Below are 14,155 nucleotides of genomic sequence, written 5' to 3'. Positions count from 1 at the left end.
TCGTTCAGTTCTCCACGCGCACCGAGGCACGTCCCAGCACCACGTCGAGCTGCAAGTTAGCGGCACCATCCCCGACGACAAATTCATCGAGCGCTCCCCCCACCCCGCCAGGCCAGGCCACCCGGGCCAGCTGGGTGATGGCACGAGCCGTCACATTCGAATCGGGCGAGATTTTCAAGGTCAGATTGCCCGATTCGACCTTGACCCGGGATTTTCCGGAGGTCCACATTCCCTGAACGGTCGCATTGCAAGCCTGGATAAGCGCGTCACCAATCTCATGGACGCCGATCAGCTTGGCCCCGCCGACGGTCACCCTGACACGTCCAATGTGGGGTACATTCATGGTGATCAACCGCGAGCCGACCACCTCGGCTTCGACGGTAATCTCCGGATTGACGCGCACCTCTAGCTCCGGACCGAAACCAAGGGAGCGCAGGTCCTCTGCTGAACGCGGCGGATTGACCATGGTCATGAAATCAAAGTTCAGACCTATCTCCCCCTCGGTGAGCACCTCCAAGGTGGTCTGCGAGCGGCGCAACTTGTGCGGGCCCTTCACCTTGATGGTGGCGACAGTCGGATCAGCAACGATCCGCACCCGGCGTCCCACCGAGCGGACCACCACCTTGCGGGTGTCCCCAGGGAGCCTTGGTGAGGGAACCACCACTTGAGATGCGGCCTGAGCGGCGGGGGTGACGATATCGGTCCGCACGTCGTTGAGCACCCCACCTGCGAGTCGACCGAGCCGCCCCAAGGTGTGTGCCGCAAGCCCACCCGCCTCACGCAGCATGGCACCCGCACTGTTCGCGACATCAGTCAGGCTGGATGGTGACTCCACTGCGGTAACCACGCGATCAGGTTCGATGACGACCTCCTCGGCCTCGGGGTCAGGATCGTCGAAGCCAATGATTTCGACCACCGGTTCCTCCGCAGCCTCCTCTACAACCGGCCCGGAGGACGGAACCACGTGTCCCTCCTCTGCCCTAGCTTCCTCCGAGTGCGCACGGTCGACCTGTTCCCGATGGGATTCCTCGCTCGACGTCGGCGGTTCTCCGGAAGCCGGATCTTTCTCCCCAGGGCGGGGTCCGATAGGTTCGGTGACATCACCCGTGGCGGACACCTGGAAGGCCGGGGCATCCGCAGAGGAGGCAGAATCAGGATCGGGGACTTGCACCTGCACGTTGGACTGGCTGAGCTTGTCGATGGCGATCCGAGCAGTCTCGGCATCGATCTGACCGGCAGCCAGGGCCGTGAGAACGGCGGCGATCGAATCGTTGGTCATGACTCAATGGTGCTCTGTCCTTCGCCCTCGCCGGGAATCGTTGAGGGCGAAGTGGGGGTCTTTCCGGTCCTGCGACCCCCGTAGCGGACCCGCGGCAGGTGGGCCTTACGCCGACCACGATCGTCGTCAATGAAGATACCTTCCGCGCCACGTACGCACCCGGTGACGAAGGCAACGGCCGGGATCGCCAGCAGGGCACCCGGGATTCCGGCGAGAATCGTGCCTGCGGTGATACCCAGCAGAATCAGCAACGGGTGGATCTCGACTGCCCGGCCCAGCAGCAGCGGTTGCAGGACATTGGCCTCAATGTTCATCACGGCGATGAAGACCACCACCATGATGACTGCCTTCACTGGCCCAAGAGTCACCAGCACGACGACCGCCGACAAAGTGGCCGCCGTGATCGCCCCGATGATCGGCACGAAAGAGCAGATGAAGGTCATCGCGATGATGGCAACCCACAAATTCGATCCGAGCGCCAAGGCACCAATGCCGGCGCCAACACCGTCGATCGCGGCAACAGTGACCGCGGCACGTACATAGGAGGCCAGGGCCGTCCAACCGCCACGTGCCATGGGCTCGACCTTCACCAGCACGTGATCCGGGATCACCTTACCGAAGGCGGCAGCCATCCGAGAACCGTCCTTGAGGAAGAAAAAAGCTGCTGTGAGACAGGTCAACAGCCCGGCCACGAAGGCACCGATCCGTCCGCCTGCCGAGGTCAACGCGCCCGCGATCTGGCTCTGGTACTGCCTCACCAGCGAGGTCGCCTGATTGATCCAGCCGTTCACCTGTTCCTGGGAGATATTGAGCGGACCGGTGAACAGCCAGTTGACCAAGGAACTAACACCCGATGTTGCAGTCGAAACCAGTTCATCCCACTGAGATGCGATCTGCGCACCGACGATAGCCAGCAGCCCGAGAACCGCGAACACCAGCAAGAGCAGCGAGACCGCCGACGATGCCCATCTCGGCCACCGGTGCTGCCCCAGGAAGTCGGTCAGCGGGGAGAAACCCGCGGCAATGAGCAAGGCGATAAGCAGGGGGACGGTCAGCTGAGACAGCTTGGTTCCGATATTCCAGACGATGACCATCACGCCGCACAAGACGATGAGCCGCCACCCCCAGCTCGCAGTCACGCGTAGCCAAATTGGGGTGAGAGCGATATCGTCCGAGACGGACTGGGGATCGGTTTGCTCAATTGCGGACATGTCTTCCCATCTATGGTGGTCGATCCTTTCAGCATACGGGTAGATGGGGACATAGCAGACAATCATGAGTTCAAGACCTGCAGCACCGGTCAGTACACGGGTGGGCAGACAGGTACCGGCACACGACCGGGCGGGAAACTAGTCTGGACCGGTGAGACTTCACCGGACCGATGGCATGCCCCATGACGTATGGGTGCTGTCCCTGGTCGCCTTCCTGGTGGCAGTCGGTTTCGGGGTGGTGGTGCCGGTATTGCCGGTGTTCGCACGCTCCTTCCATGCCTCCCAGTTCCAGGTGGGGGCCGTTGTCGCGGCCTTCGCCCTGATGCGTTTCGTCACATCCCCGTTCTGTGGGCGGATCACCAATGCGATCGGTGAACGCTGGACACTGGGGCTGGGCATCGGGATCGTCGCAGCATCCTCGGCTGCAACAGGTGCAGCGCAGAATTACTGGCAAATGCTCGTGGTACGCGGGCTGGGCGGCATCGGTTCGGCGATGTTCTCGGTCTCGGCGATGATCCTGCTGCTGGCCGCGGTGGATTCCCAGCACCGGGGCCGGGCATCGGCATTATTCTCCGGCGGCTTCCTACTCGGAGGCATGGCTGGCCCGGCCATCGGCGGGGTACTGGCAATGATCTCGATCCGGGCCCCATTCTTCTTCTACACATTCACACTGGTGGTTTCGGGAATTGTCGCCATGACTCTGTTGCGTATCCGCCCGGTCCATGACCACTCCCCCGGCGAAACCGCAGAGGCCACGTCCATGGCCCACGCGTGGTCACAGGCCCGCTACCGGGTGGCTTCATTCGTCAATTTCACCGCCGGGTGGCAGGCCCAGGGTGCCCGTTCAACTCTGGTGCCGCTGCTGGTTGTCGAGGTGCTACAACACGACACCACGGCTGCGGGAACAGCCTTTGCCATCGCTGCGGTGGCCCAGACTGTGGCCCTGCAACCGATGGGGCATCTGGTGGACACTGTGGGGCGCCGACCGGTACTCGTCACCGGGCTCGGTCTGTGCGGTGTGTCATCGGTGTTCATCCCCTTCGCCCCGTCAATCGTCGCGCTAACCGCCTTGTTGTGCGTCTTCGGGGTGGGGGCAGCAGCCTTATCAACGGCCCCGACCGCGATCCTCGGCGATGTCGCATCCGGCGGCACACCGGTCGCAGCCTTCCAGATGGCAACCGACTCCGGCTCCATCATCGGCCCGCTAGCCGTCGGATGGATGGCCGACGCCTGGTCGCTGGCCGTCGCATTCTGGCTCGGGGCCGTGCTGATGGCCGTCGTCGCCGTCACCGCCCTGTTAACCCACCTCGAACGACACGATGATTCATAGGAGACCTAATGCCCCGACCCCTTACCCAGCTGATGGCCGATGATTGGGCCCAAGCCCTGGCCGGACAAGAGGACCGCATCCACAAGATGGGGGACTTCCTGCGTGCCGAGAATGCCGCCGGACGCGGCTATCTACCCGCCGGTAACAAGGTATTGCGTGCGTTTTCTCGCCCCCTGTCACAGGTGCGGGTACTTATCGTGGGCCAAGACCCCTACCCCACCCCTGGACACCCGGTAGGGTTGAGTTTCTCGGTGGACCCAACGGTGCGTCCACTGCCGAAATCTTTGGTGAACATTTACCGGGAATTGTCCGACGATCTGGGTATTGCACCGGCGCCCCACGGTGACCTTACCGCCTGGTTCGAGCAGGGGGTTCTGCTGCTCAACCGATGCCTCACGGTACAGCCCGGGCGTTCCGCCGCGCACCGGGGCAAGGGTTGGGAACAGGTGACTCAGGCGGCTATTGAGGCCCTCGTTGCGCGGGGCGGCCCGCTGGTGGCGATTCTGTGGGGTCGCGATGCCCAGTCACTCACCCCGATGCTCGGCGAAGTTCCGGTCATCGCATCCGCCCACCCATCACCGCTGTCGGCCCACGCTGGTTTTTTCGGCTCCCGTCCCTTCTCCCGCACCAATGAGGCCCTCGTCGCCCAAGGAGCTGCACCCATAGACTGGAACTTGATGGACTGAATCAGGAGCGGACATGAAGATCTCCCTGGTACTCGGCTCTGGCGGAGCCCGTGGATACGCCCACGTCGGGGTCATCGAAGAGCTGGAGGAGCGAGGGCACGAGATTGTCGCCGTCGCCGGAGCCTCCATGGGTGCCTTGGTGGGTGGCGCCTACGCGGCAGGACGCTTGGATGCCTTGGTCGAGATGGCCCGGAAGCTGTCACGAACCGATGTGTTCATGATGATGCGTCCTACCCTGGGACGCCCGGGGTTAGTCAAGGGCGAGGCGATCATGTCGATGTTCTCCAGGATCATCGGAGATGCGCGCATTGAGGATCTACCAGTCTCCTACGCAGCGGTGGCCACTGATCTGATGGCCCGACGCGAGATCTGGTTCCACGAGGGTCCGCTGCTCGCCGCGATCCGCGCATCAATCGCAATCCCCACGGTGTTCACCCCGGTCATGATGCACGGAAGATTGCTGGTTGACGGTGGACTGGTCAATCCTCTTCCGATGGAGTCATCGCTACGCTTCGACGCCGACCTGACGGTGGCGGTCTCCTTGTTCGGCAAGAACCATGGATTGAACGCCCAGTCGGCGACCCGAGAAACCTCGGATGCCGGAACAGACGTCGCCACGGTTGTTTCCCCCCGCTCCAATCCCCTGTCATGGATTCCCGAACGACTCGGTGAGGCCCTGTCCCGGCCTCGTCATCTCGAGATGGACGATCTCTTCGAGCCACTACCCGACGATCTGGACATCACCGATGTGATGATGATCTCCCTCGACGTGATGCAGGCCCGCATCCAAGCATCTCGGGTCGCGCAGAACCCACCCGATGTCCACATCGAAGTGCCGACCTCCACCGCCAATGTGCTCGACATGTGGCAAGCCGCCCCAGTCATTGAGCTGGGTAGACGGCTGGCCATCAAGGAATTCGACCGGCTCGGGTTGTGAGGCCAGACTGCCGCCTGCGGACACACCAGCGATGCCTGGGCCCCATCCCCAGCAGATCCTCAACTGCTGACGGGCATGGATGGCCTATTCCACCAGTTCACATAATCTTGGTTCCATGTTCGGCTTTTCACGTTATCCGCAGATGGTTACCGCGGACCAAGCCCTGCCCGGGCGTGAGACCCCGATTCTGAATCCGATCCCGGTGCACGAGGTGCTGGGGTTGCGGTTGGATGCCGAGCCGGAAGGAAGCAGCGTCGGCTATTTCGCGCTGGGTTGTTACTGGGGCGAAGAGAAAAGGTTCTGGCAGGTGCCCGGCGTACTCAATACAGCCGTCGGCTTCATGGGAGGGTTCACCCGTAACCCAACCTACACCGAATGCTGCACCGGGCTGACTGGTCACACCGAAACTGTGAAGGTTGTCTTCGACCCTCTCCGGGTTAGCTACGCCGAGTTGCTCACCATTTTCTGGGAGGCCCACGACCCGACCCAGGGCTTCAGGCAGGGAAACGACGTCGGTACCCAGTACCGTTCGGCGCTGTTTCCCCTCGATGAACAGCAGATGACCGAGGCCCGCGCTTCCCGGAGGAATTTCCAGGCCCGGATGTCCGAGGCCGGGTACGGCGAGATCACCACACAGATCACCCCCGCGGAACAGTTCTGGTTCGCCGAGGCCGAGCACCAGCAGTACTTGTTCAAGAATCCCCACGGTTATTGCCCGGTGCATGCCACCGGAGTGCGTTGCAATCCATCTTGAGCAGCGCGATCGGACAGTGATGGAGGTGGGGCTGCGCACGCGTAGACTGCGACAGTCCGAATCATCAATCATACGAGAGTTGAGATGTCCGAAACCGAGGCCGGAGCGGCCAAACGCAAGGTTGGCATGGTCTCCATGTCACTCATGTTGTTTTCCATGTTCTTTGGGGCAGGGAACCTGATATTCCCGCCCATGCTCGCCGCCTCCGCGGGCACCAATTTCACTCCCGCATTCTCCGGATTCCTCATGGGAGCCGTCGGGCTGCCGGTGATCGCAATGCTCGCCGTCGCAGTGAAGGGATCGGACGTCCTCGATCTGTCAGCCCGAGGCGGCAAGGCCTTCGCCATCATCTTCTCGGCGGCCTGCTACCTGTCCATCGGCGCGCTCTATGCACTGCCGCGCACCGGGGCGGTGTCCTTCCTCACCGCAGCTCAGCCGGTCTTCGGATGGCATTCGACGACTGCTTCGGTGTTGTTCAATTTAGTCTTCTTTGGCGTCGGCCTGGCGCTGTCGATCAACCCAAACACCCTGGTTGACAAGCTGGGCAAGGTGATGACCCCGGCCTTGTTGGTGCTGCTGGTGGTGTTGGTGTGGTTGTCGGTGAGCAAGCTTGAAGGCCAAACTCTGGCCCCGGCCGATGCCTTTGCCGAGCACCCGCTGGCTCAAGGTCTGTTGGCGGGCTACACGACCATGGACTCAATCGCATCCTTGGCCTTCGGCATCATCATCATCTCCTCGCTGCGTTACCGGGGGGTCACCTCCCGTCGCGAACTGCTTACCAAGACTTCCTTAGCCGGAGTCAGCGCAGGCGGGCTGCTCGCGGTGATCTACATCGGGCTGGGCATGGTGGGCCGCTCAATGCCCAACCCGCGTTCCTATTCCGACGGTGCGGCGATGATCGCCGACGCGGCGAATCTCACGATGGGGTTCCCCGGCCGGATCGTGCTCGGGGTCATCGTCCTACTCGCCTGCATGACCACCGCCGTCGGACTGCTCGCATCAACCTCGGAGTTTTTCCACCGGCTGATGCCCGGGATCTCCTACCGGGTGTGGCTGTTCATTTTCGCGATCTCTTCCTTCGTCATCGCATCCGCAGGCCTATCGACGGTGCTCGGCTTCGCAGGTCCGATCATTGGCTTCCTCTACCCGGTGGCGATCACCGTGGTGGCCTGCACGCTGCTCGATCCGCTGCTGCATTCGGTGACGCTGCTGTGGGGATTCCGGCTGTCGGTGTGGACCGCGGTCGTATGGTCGGGCATGGTGACCGCCGCCGACACCTGGCAGGTTGGCGCCCTGCAGCAGGCCGTCGCCTGGGCCCCCCTGCACGGCGCAGGCATGGGCTGGATCGTGCCAACCGCGGTAATGCTGCTGATCGGTCTCGGTATCGACCTCACCAGGCGCACCCAAGCAGCTGACGCCGGGGAAAGGCACACCACCATGGTTTCTTCCGGCGATGAACAACTCGGTCGAAGCTCTTGAGGGCCAACATCGGAAAGACCCCGTACAGATCCACTACCCCTGTTGAGCACCATCTGGGTTTCCACGAGGCCACCAATGAGGTTCACGGCGCCCATCACCAACCAGCAGTTCCCCGTGGATTGCGTAAACCACAAAGATGCAGTGCCGGTGAACACCGCCGATGGCTAGGCTCATGAACAGCCTGGAAAATCTTGGCGTGATGAAGGGAGAACCATGTCCGAGCAGGCACTTGAAGCCAATGTGGCAACGCTTAAGGCCGACGGTGCAGCACCGTCAGTGATCGCTGCCTTCGTCGACCGATTCCAGCGCCTGACCGGTGGCGACTCCGGTTTCATCGCGGAATCCGAGATCACCCCGGTCACCGATCTGCCCAATTTCGATGACACCATCTTGGACGACGCGGCAGTAGAGGCTTTGTCTGCCACCGCGGTGATCCGGCTCAACGGTGGGCTGGGCACCTCGATGGGGCTTGCCAGTCCGAAATGCCTGATCCCGGTTCGCGACGGGCGCAGCTTCTTGGACATCGTCGTCGGCCAAGTGATGGCCCTGCGACGCGAGACCGGGGCACGGCTGCCGCTGACCCTGATGCATTCCTACAACACCTCGGAGGCGACGATGGCCGCCCTGAAGGATTATCCCGGGCTGATGGTCGATGGGATTCCCCTGGAATTCCTGCAGTCCCGACAGCCGAAGATCGAGGCCAGCAGTCGGATGCCCGTAGCATGGCCCGCCAACCCCGAGATGCAGTGGTGTCCTCCGGGACACGGCGATTTTTACCCCTCGATGCTTGCCGCCGGGCTTCTTGACACTCTGCTCAATATGGGATTCCGGCAACTATTCGTCGCCAATTCCGACAATCTGGGTGCTATCCCCGAGGCCCGGCTTGCTGGCTGGTTCGCCGCGTCTGGAGCGCCCTTCGCCATGGAGGTCACTGCACGCACCATCATGGACCGCAAGGGCGGGCATCTGGCGGCGCGTGCCGCGGATGGACGACTGGTGCTGCGCGAATCGACCCAAGTGTCCCCTGAGGAGACCGACTCCTTCATGGACATCACCAAACACGGGTGGATGAACACCAACAACTTGTGGATGAACCTCCAGGCCCTAAAGCAGATCCTTGATGCGAACCAGGGCACCGTTCCGCTGCCGCTCATCGTCAACCGCAAGACGGTTGACCCGGCCGATTCCTCAACCCCCGCGGTCATCCATCTCGAATGCGCACTGGGAGCCGCCATTGAGGTCTTCGATGGGGCGACGGCCATCACCGTGCCACGCTCCCGCTTCCTTCCGGTGAAATCTACCGCCGAGCTGGCCCTGCTCCGCTCGGATGTCTACAAGTTTGCCGACGATGACCGGCTCGTCGCACGAAGTAATGCGCCCATCGTCGCACTCGACCAGAAGCACTACCGAGTCATCAACGATTTCGAGGCCCGCTTCCCTCACGGGGTGCCATCGCTGGTGGAGGCTTCCTCATTCACGGTCGAGGGCGATTGGACTTTCGGCCGCGGGATCGTGGCCCACGGGGCGGCCCATCTGGGTGACCCGGGCAAACCGAGCCTGGTTCCCGATGGCGTAACCGTCGATGAGAACGGCATCAGCTGAAGCCAAGACTGCGGCGGTTCACAGCAGAGTGTCGATGGGTTGGTGATCCATGTCATCGAAGTCCTGATTCTCACCGGCCATCGCCCACACGAAGGAATAGGCCTGAGTACCCACCCCGGAATGGATCGACCAGGACGGGGAGATGATCGCCTGCTGATCAGCAACGATCATGTGCCGGGTTTCGCTGGGATCTCCCATCAGGTGAATCACGCGGGCGTCGTGGGCCAAGTCGAGGTAGAGGTAGGCCTCCATACGACGGTCGTGGGTGTGGGCTGGCATCGTGTTCCATATTGAGCCGGAGTGCAACACCGTATGACCCATCGCGATCTGGCAGGACTGGATGCCATCGGCGTGGATATAACGGTTGAGGGTACGGCGGTTCGCATGCTCCTGGTCACCCAATTCACGAATGTCTCCATCTCCCGGGAACACGGCGCGGGTGGGATGAGTGGCATGGGCCACTGCAGAGAACAGGTAGAAACGGGCAGGCACCTCACCGATACCATCGAAGGTGACCTCGCGGGTACCACGCCCGATGTACAGGCAACTGCGTGCGGGCAATTCGAAGAACTCACCATCGGCGGTAACGCGCCCAGTGCCCGAAACGACGAAGACACCGAGTTCCCTGCGCTGCAGGAAGTACTCGGCCCGCAGCTCGCTGGGGGCCTCAAGAGTGAGCGGACCGTCGACGGGGCTTGCTCCCCCGATGACCACGCGATCCTCATGGGTGTGTACCAACCTCACCTCACCGGGCGCAAAGAGATCGGGTACCAAAAAGTTGTCACGCAACTCCTGGGTGTTCATCGATGCGACCTCGCGCTTGCTGACGGTGTGCCGGTTTTCCATTGTTCATCCTCGTGATTGGCATGTGGTGACCAGCAGTTCATGGTACTCAGGGAATCCCCATGCTTCCACGGGTGGTCTGTGCCCCATGGTGGCCGTATATTTGAGGAGAACCACATCCTGCCCTGGCACGGATGTAATCAATCAAGGCAGCGAGTCTGGAGTTCAGTTGACCGAGAAGAGCAAGTCAACCGCTGACGCGGGGGCCACGGGTGTGCAGAGTTCTGCGCGCACCAGCGCCAACCGTCCGATGGGGATCACCTCCCGGCCGGCCAGTTCCAACAGCGGTTTCATCATGACACTCATCGTCGGCGCTCTGGCCTTGGTATTCGCCTTCGCTGCGGTGATCATCGCCCTGGGCCGGGCTCCACAACCTGCTGCGCAAGCAGCGGCAAAGGCCTCAGCCGAATCCGCTGCCCCGGGGACCACCTACTCCTCACCGAACCAGACTGGGGAGCGTTATACCGCGGAACCGATCCAAACCAATGGCACCGCCGCATCGGTCTACGAGCCGCCGGTGGAGACTCCTTCCCACACACCCTCCGCAAGCCACCACAGCCCCTCCCCATCCGATGACGGGGAGGAAGAGGAAGAGGAGGATCCCCCGGTTTCCCATCCCACCAACCGGTGATCCCCATTCCGAGGAAGAGGAGGATCCCGGTTTCCCATCCCACACAATCGGTGATCCTCATTCCAACAAGAGCGGCCTACACGTAATCGTGTGGGCCGCTCTTGGTTTCATTGAGCATCAAGCGGTCGGCGTCGGGGGCTCCGGGTTCGGCTGGATAACCGAAGACTCGGGCACCGATGCCCCGTGAAAGCCCTGAGCTTCGGCATCAGAGATGGCTTCAGCCTTGCGGGCATCAGCATAACGGGCCTTGAAACCACGCGAGGGGGTGGCTATTCCCAAGCCGAGCAGAAGACCGGCAGCCAGCCCAAGGCCGGAGCCGATCAGCATCATGTTGCGTGGATTATCGAACCCCGCGCTGCGGTTGGCGATGGCGACAGCGTGGAGCTGGTTCACCTCGATCACGTTGTAAACCATGATGCCGATAAAGGCGACCAGGACGATCAAGCCGAGCACGAGAAGCATGGTTTTCCAGAACCTCATCATGGTGCGGAGCTTATCCTCAACCAAGTTCCACGGCACTTCTACGGCCAGTACGACCCAGAGATTGATGACCGTCGCGCTGCTTCGTCGGCCCCGGCGCTAGGTTGTACACCATGCGTTGCCGCTGCGAGCGATGGGAAAGTGGGAAGCGAGCCCTTGGACAGGTAGCCTTCAACCATGGATCGCCGACCTACCCCCGCATCACTGGGTGCTGCATGTCTGGCATTCCTGTTGCTCACCGGTTGCCATTTCCATGCCAGTCCGACGCCGACGCCCACACCCTCAGCCCCTGGGAATTCGGCAACACCCTCTCGGTCCACGACCTTGAGCATCGACCCTGCACACGATCTGTTTACCCCCGGACTTGCTGCCCAGGTGGTAGCCGAGTTGGCGGGGAAGGCTAGGGGACCAATCGTTCGGGTTGTCATCGACCGCACCCAGGTACGGCTGACCTACGTTGCGAGTGGGGACCGTCCTGCCACACTGAAGTGGACCAAGGGCGAGACCACCGAATCGAATGACGGAACCGATCTGGTCACCGCCACCCCCTTCGACCCGGCTGCCTTCAATCTCACCGACATCGCCGCATTGTTCGCCCAGGCATCCGAAATCGCCGGTGATGACACGCGTCAAGAATTGCAGATCAACGAGTACAACTTGGGCCAGATCCTCATGACGGTGACGACCAATCCGGAGACCACGACTGTCTTCTTCAATGCCGATGGAACTCTCATCCCCCGCCTGGACCTCACCGATAACGAGGCCCTTGCCACGGCGATCGCCGATGCCACCGCTGGTCAAGCACCGGACGCTGTGGTGATCGACCGTGATCAGCAGGTTGCCGCCGACTATCGCAGGCCCAACGGGATCGTGGAGCGGCGCATCCGCCCGATGACCGGCCCCGTGTATATAACCCGTCGCAAGGAGACACTGTCGACTATCGCCTTCGACCCGGCACAGATCGACGTGGCTGTAGTTGGCCGGATCCTGCGCACTTATCCGGGAATGCTGTCGAATAGTAGTGCCTCGCCGATCACCATCACCATCAGTCGTGAGGCTGAGGACCCACAACCCCGGTTGCGCGTCGCGGTGGGTAACCAAGTGGAGGTCCTCGACCTCACCGGTGTACCGGTTGACGAGGGCTGATCACCCGGACCAGAGGCGGGGCGCTTGTTCGCGTGAGAAGATGGGCTCCATGCGAATCGTCGGAGTGCCTGCCCCCGGAGCGGGTACCTGTGTCGACGTGGAGCTCCTACACGGCCAAGATCCACGGATGCTGCTGTGGCAGCGCGGTTGGATGCTCACCCAGCCGCTGTCGGTACGGCTGGACGATGAGGAAATCGTGCTCACCGCCCAAGTGCGCCGCAGGTCCCAGGCCTCACGACCACCCAAGGTGAAATCCCGGGGACTGGATCCCGGTCTGGTGGTCGCCCCCAACGAAGTGGCTATTCCCCATCAGCGGGTCGCCGCCTACGCCATCGTACGTTCCGCGCTGGGGGTGCTCGGTACCCAGTGCTCCGACCTCACAGCGATACCGGGGTTGTGGCAGTTGCCGGGCGGGGGCGTGGAGCCTGGTGAGACCCCCAGCGAATCGGTGGTGCGGGAGATCACCGAAGAGACCAACCAAGTGGTTCGGATCGGTCGGCTGATCGATGTCCAGTCAGAACACTGGGTGGGCAGGGCCCCGAACGGGGTATTGGAGGATTTCCAAGCGCTGCGGCTCATCTACACCGCAGCCTGCAATGCCCCAACCACGCCGATCGTCAACGACGTTGACGGCACGACGCGTTCGGCAAGCTGGGTACCGCTGCGCAGATGGCGCTCATTGCCCTGGACCTCGGGTGCTAGGTCACTGCTCGATCGCTATCTGTGAGCGCCCGTCGCACGCATCAAACGTCGTCGTGTGCTCGCCGGGAACCGCTCCGGGCATGCATATGGCCCGGTCACCGACCGGGCCATATCCCTCACCGACGTGGGTCATCTGCGGAAATAGCTTAGGATCCGCAGCAAGTTGGTGTACATCCACAGCATGGTGACTGTGAGCCCAAAAGCGGCACGCCAGGACTCGGATTCGGGGGCCTGGTTGCGAACGCCGTTCTCGACGACTTCGAAATCGGAGATCAGCGAAGCCGCTGCCAATACGACACCGACCCCAGAGAACAGCCAGGCCATGGGGCCTGCATCGGCGCCGATGGCTCCTAGCCCCAGGCCATGGCCGAACAGGGTCAGCACCAAGTTGAGCAGGGCCACCACCGCATAGGCGATGATCGAGACGGCAACGATCTTGCCGATGCGCCCGTTGACCCTGACGCCCAAGAATTTGTAGCAGGCCATTACGACCATGGCCGTGATACCAGTGGCAACGACTGCAGAGATCACGATGCCCGGGTAACGCAGCTCGAAGATCAGCGAGAAGGCACCGATAAAGGCTCCCTCGACGAGCGCATAGACGAACAGTCCGGCGACCGGCAGCACCCTGCGCGTAGAAACGAACATGACGGTGAGGAAGGACACCAGCCCGCTGATAAGAGCCACCGGGGCGATCAGCCAGATTGGCAGCAAGAACATCGTCAGCCCGCCAGCAGCAATGACGCCGAGCAGCAGCATTGAGGTTTTGAGGATGACGTCGTCGATGGTCATCCGGCCCGCACCGGGTTGCGGGATGGCTTGGAAACTCTGCGGGGTCTCGTAGCCACCAGACTGCGGGTTGTAGTAGGCGTCGGGCTGGAAGCCCTGCGGGTAACCGGCATTCGGCCTGAAGGTCTCGGAACGCGCAAGCACGGGATTGGTGGTTGCCACCGCTACATCCTCCTGATCGTAAACACTCCGCAGTCACCGGGAACGGTGCCTGTCGGGAACACCGACAACAATATGTGATTGATAGCCCACACCCAATGGTCATCTCCCCCGGCATAACCCGGGA

The 14,155-nt window shown here is 62.2% G+C and carries 14 protein-coding genes; 9 read left to right on the top strand and 5 right to left on the bottom strand.

Annotated features, from left to right (window positions below; all coding sequences use genetic code 11):
- Nucleotides 1-4: 4 nt before the first annotated feature.
- Together HMPREF1531_RS12940 and HMPREF1531_RS07745 are read right to left on the bottom strand one after the other, a co-directional pair.
- Nucleotides 5-1,279 carry a hypothetical protein gene (locus tag HMPREF1531_RS12940; RefSeq protein WP_016669387.1) on the bottom strand — a complete coding sequence of 425 codons (1,275 nt, stop codon included), beginning with the start codon at nt 1,277-1,279 and terminating at the stop codon, nt 5-7.
- Nucleotides 1,276-2,490 (bottom strand): AI-2E family transporter, encoded by a 1,215-nt coding sequence (locus HMPREF1531_RS07745; protein WP_156860216.1) that lies wholly within the window; start codon nt 2,488-2,490, stop codon nt 1,276-1,278. Before HMPREF1531_RS07745 ends, HMPREF1531_RS12940 begins: the two co-directional genes overlap by 4 nt.
- Nucleotides 2,491-2,641: 151 nt before the next feature.
- Here HMPREF1531_RS07745 and HMPREF1531_RS07740 point away from each other — a divergent pair, with 151 nt between their 5' ends.
- From HMPREF1531_RS07740 to HMPREF1531_RS07715, 6 genes are all read left to right on the top strand, one after another.
- Nucleotides 2,642-3,820: an MFS transporter gene (locus HMPREF1531_RS07740; RefSeq protein WP_036897516.1), complete on the top strand. Its 1,179-nt coding sequence runs from the start codon at nt 2,642-2,644 to the stop codon at nt 3,818-3,820.
- 8 nt (nt 3,821-3,828) lie between these two features.
- A complete protein-coding gene (locus tag HMPREF1531_RS07735) occupies nt 3,829-4,506 on the top strand; it encodes a uracil-DNA glycosylase (RefSeq protein ID WP_016669384.1) in 678 nt (225 codons plus the stop codon).
- A 13-nt stretch (nt 4,507-4,519) separates the two neighbouring features.
- Nucleotides 4,520-5,443: a patatin-like phospholipase family protein gene (locus tag HMPREF1531_RS07730; RefSeq protein ID WP_016669383.1), complete on the top strand. Its 924-nt coding sequence runs from the start codon at nt 4,520-4,522 to the stop codon at nt 5,441-5,443.
- A 115-nt stretch (nt 5,444-5,558) separates the two neighbouring features.
- Nucleotides 5,559-6,197, top strand: a complete 639-nt coding sequence (gene msrA, locus HMPREF1531_RS07725; protein WP_051123351.1) for a peptide-methionine (S)-S-oxide reductase MsrA — start codon at nt 5,559-5,561, stop codon at nt 6,195-6,197.
- A gap of 84 nt (nt 6,198-6,281) precedes the next feature.
- The gene (brnQ, locus tag HMPREF1531_RS07720) at nt 6,282-7,676 is read left to right on the top strand and encodes a branched-chain amino acid transport system II carrier protein (protein WP_016669381.1); all 1,395 of its coding nucleotides are present in this window, start codon (nt 6,282-6,284) and stop codon (nt 7,674-7,676) included.
- Between the two features lie 213 nt (nt 7,677-7,889).
- Nucleotides 7,890-9,278 carry a UTP--glucose-1-phosphate uridylyltransferase gene (locus tag HMPREF1531_RS07715; RefSeq protein WP_016669380.1) on the top strand — a complete coding sequence of 463 codons (1,389 nt, stop codon included), beginning with the start codon at nt 7,890-7,892 and terminating at the stop codon, nt 9,276-9,278.
- 18 nt (nt 9,279-9,296) lie between these two features.
- Here the strand turns inward: HMPREF1531_RS07715 and kduI are convergent, their stop codons facing one another.
- Nucleotides 9,297-10,124, bottom strand: coding sequence for a 5-dehydro-4-deoxy-D-glucuronate isomerase (kduI, locus tag HMPREF1531_RS07710; RefSeq protein WP_016669379.1), 828 nt, complete (start codon nt 10,122-10,124; stop codon nt 9,297-9,299).
- Between the two features lie 166 nt (nt 10,125-10,290).
- Here kduI and HMPREF1531_RS07705 point away from each other — a divergent pair, with 166 nt between their 5' ends.
- Nucleotides 10,291-10,752, top strand: a complete 462-nt coding sequence (locus HMPREF1531_RS07705) for a hypothetical protein (RefSeq protein ID WP_036897508.1) — start codon at nt 10,291-10,293, stop codon at nt 10,750-10,752.
- Nucleotides 10,753-10,869: 117 nt separating this feature from the next.
- Here HMPREF1531_RS07705 and HMPREF1531_RS13665 read toward each other — a convergent pair whose 3' ends face one another.
- The gene (locus tag HMPREF1531_RS13665) at nt 10,870-11,235 is read right to left on the bottom strand and encodes a hypothetical protein (RefSeq protein WP_051123350.1); all 366 of its coding nucleotides are present in this window, start codon (nt 11,233-11,235) and stop codon (nt 10,870-10,872) included.
- 174 nt (nt 11,236-11,409) lie between these two features.
- Here HMPREF1531_RS13665 and HMPREF1531_RS07695 point away from each other — a divergent pair, with 174 nt between their 5' ends.
- Together HMPREF1531_RS07695 and HMPREF1531_RS13305 are read left to right on the top strand one after the other, a co-directional pair.
- Nucleotides 11,410-12,378: a hypothetical protein gene (locus tag HMPREF1531_RS07695; RefSeq protein ID WP_016669376.1), complete on the top strand. Its 969-nt coding sequence runs from the start codon at nt 11,410-11,412 to the stop codon at nt 12,376-12,378.
- A gap of 49 nt (nt 12,379-12,427) precedes the next feature.
- A complete protein-coding gene (locus tag HMPREF1531_RS13305; RefSeq protein WP_016669375.1) occupies nt 12,428-13,105 on the top strand; it encodes an NUDIX hydrolase in 678 nt (225 codons plus the stop codon).
- 104 nt (nt 13,106-13,209) lie between these two features.
- Here HMPREF1531_RS13305 and HMPREF1531_RS07685 read toward each other — a convergent pair whose 3' ends face one another.
- Complete coding sequence (locus tag HMPREF1531_RS07685; protein ID WP_016669373.1) at nt 13,210-14,031, bottom strand: Bax inhibitor-1/YccA family protein; 822 nt, start codon at nt 14,029-14,031, stop codon at nt 13,210-13,212.
- Nucleotides 14,032-14,155: the final 124 nt, after the last annotated feature.

The sequence above is a fragment of the Propionibacterium sp. oral taxon 192 str. F0372 genome (assembly GCF_000413315.1).
Classification (GTDB): Bacteria; Actinomycetota; Actinomycetes; order Propionibacteriales; family Propionibacteriaceae; genus Brooklawnia.
This window is presented reverse-complemented; position numbering and strand designations above follow the sequence as displayed.

What these genes read in the sequence shown, in the direction of transcription:
- HMPREF1531_RS07715 (WP_016669380.1), top strand. Translation starts at nt 7,890, where the DNA reads ATGTCCGAGCAGGCACTTGAAGCCAATGTGGCAACGCTTAAGGCCGAC.
- kduI (WP_016669379.1), bottom strand. Translation starts at nt 10,124, where the DNA reads ATGGAAAACCGGCACACCGTCAGCAAGCGCGAGGTCGCATCGATGAAC.
- msrA (WP_051123351.1), top strand. Translation starts at nt 5,559, where the DNA reads ATGTTCGGCTTTTCACGTTATCCGCAGATGGTTACCGCGGACCAAGCC.
- HMPREF1531_RS07730 (WP_016669383.1), top strand. Translation starts at nt 4,520, where the DNA reads ATGAAGATCTCCCTGGTACTCGGCTCTGGCGGAGCCCGTGGATACGCC.
- HMPREF1531_RS12940 (WP_016669387.1), bottom strand. Translation starts at nt 1,279, where the DNA reads ATGACCAACGATTCGATCGCCGCCGTTCTCACGGCCCTGGCTGCCGGT.
- HMPREF1531_RS07745 (WP_156860216.1), bottom strand. Translation starts at nt 2,490, where the DNA reads ATGTCCGCAATTGAGCAAACCGATCCCCAGTCCGTCTCGGACGATATC.
- HMPREF1531_RS13305 (WP_016669375.1), top strand. Translation starts at nt 12,428, where the DNA reads ATGCGAATCGTCGGAGTGCCTGCCCCCGGAGCGGGTACCTGTGTCGAC.
- HMPREF1531_RS13665 (WP_051123350.1), bottom strand. Translation starts at nt 11,235, where the DNA reads ATGATGAGGTTCTGGAAAACCATGCTTCTCGTGCTCGGCTTGATCGTC.
- HMPREF1531_RS07735 (WP_016669384.1), top strand. Translation starts at nt 3,829, where the DNA reads ATGCCCCGACCCCTTACCCAGCTGATGGCCGATGATTGGGCCCAAGCC.
- HMPREF1531_RS07695 (WP_016669376.1), top strand. Translation starts at nt 11,410, where the DNA reads ATGGATCGCCGACCTACCCCCGCATCACTGGGTGCTGCATGTCTGGCA.
- brnQ (WP_016669381.1), top strand. Translation starts at nt 6,282, where the DNA reads ATGTCCGAAACCGAGGCCGGAGCGGCCAAACGCAAGGTTGGCATGGTC.